The sequence below is a fragment of the Micromonospora sp. H61 genome, assembly GCF_018070325.1.
Lineage (GTDB): Bacteria > Actinomycetota > Actinomycetes > Mycobacteriales > Micromonosporaceae > Micromonospora > Micromonospora salmantinae.
Map to the genome: position 1 here is coordinate 1 of NZ_JAGPXY010000217.1, position 1,400 is coordinate 1,400.

Below are 1,400 nucleotides of genomic sequence, written 5' to 3' on the forward strand. Positions count from 1 at the left end.
CGCCGATCTGTGAGTGGGGGTTGTCAAGGGGTGCGGTGGTGGGTGGTGATGGTTCGGTAGAGCTGTCGGGCGATGTAGCGCTTGAGGCAGCGGGTGATTTCTCTGGTGGTGCGGCCTTCGGCGCGGCGTCGGTTGATGTAGTCGCGGGTTTCGGGGTGGATGCGGCGGCGGGTTAGGGCGATGGTGTGTAGGGCGCTGTTGAGGGTTCTGTCGCCGCCGCGGTTGAGGCGGTGTCGGTCGGTGCGGCCGCTGGCCACGGGGATGGGGGCGGCGCCGGCGAGGGTGGCGTAGGCGGCTTCTGAGCGGACGCGGCCGGGGTGTGACCAGGCGGTGAGGGCGATCGCGGCGGTGACGGGTCCGACTCCGGGTTGGTCGAGCAGGGGTGGGCACAGGTCGGTGACGAGGGCGCGTAGGCGGCGGTGGTTGTCGGCCAGTGCGGCGTCGAGGGTGTGGATGTGACGGGCGAGGGTGCCCAGTTCGCGGCGGCGGGTGTGTTCCTCGATGGGCAGGTGGGTGTTCTCGGGTAGGTCGAGGGCTGCCAGGCGGGTGACCTGGCTGGCGGTGGATAGCCCGCGTAGGGCGTGGCGCAGAGTGTCGTCGGCGGTCAGGATCAGGGCCTTGACCAGGTTGACCGTGGCGGTGCGGGCGTCGCTGTGGTGGCGGCGGCAGACCAGCAGCAGACGCAGCGCTTCGCGTGGTCCGTCGCTGCGGGGCACAGCGATATGGTCGGTGGACAGCGCCAGCACCGCGTGGGCGGCGGCGACCGCGTCCAGCTGATCGGACTTGCCGCCCCGACGGCGGGCCGCTGCGGCCGGTTTGGGTGCCTCGCAGACCGGTTCACCCGCGGCGCTGAGCAGTCGACATAGTCCCTGACCGTGCGCCCGGGTGCCCTCCACCGCCCACAACCGGCGCCCGTCCGGTGGGGTGTGCGCGGCGGCGAAGGCCACCAGCCGGCTCAACCCGTCCGCGTCGGTGGACACAGTGACCTGCGCCAGCACCGCCCCGAACCGGTCGAGCACGGCAGCGGTGTGCGTGTCGGTGTGGGTATCCACCCCCACCACCACGTCATAGCGATCCGTGACCCGCTCTACGATCTGTGCCATCTCGGGTTGTTGCTCCTTTGCCAGTGACGACCGGGACAGTCGGCGTCGGCTCGGGATGCGGTCACCTCGGCGGCAAATCTGTGATGGGCCACGTGTGCTCGCACGGGCAGGCTTCTGATCAGGCCAGCAAGGTGGGCCGGGCCGGCGCCGACGACCACCTGGGGACAGGTCTTGCACAAGGCACACCCGCACTCCGAGCGGCCGGATCGGCAATGAGCCACCCAAGCGATCACCGACGCCGAACCTAGCGGCAACCAGCCGAACCGATCACCACCGACATAGAAGCGTCTTGCACTT

At 70.1% G+C, this 1,400-nt stretch carries 1 protein-coding gene; it reads right to left on the reverse strand.

Going from position 1 to position 1,400, the window contains the following annotated elements; translation table 11 throughout:
• Window positions 1–23 precede the first annotated feature (23 nt).
• Entirely contained in the window at window positions 24–1,103 is a 1,080-nt protein-coding gene (locus KBX08_RS33245) for an IS110 family transposase (RefSeq protein ID WP_210787709.1), read from the reverse strand.
• Window positions 1,104–1,400 lie beyond the last annotated feature (297 nt).

Excerpts from the sequence above, each read along its gene's own strand:
- KBX08_RS33245 (WP_210787709.1), bottom strand. The coding sequence starts at position 1,103 with ATGGCACAGATCGTAGAGCGGGTCACGGATCGCTATGACGTGGTGGTG.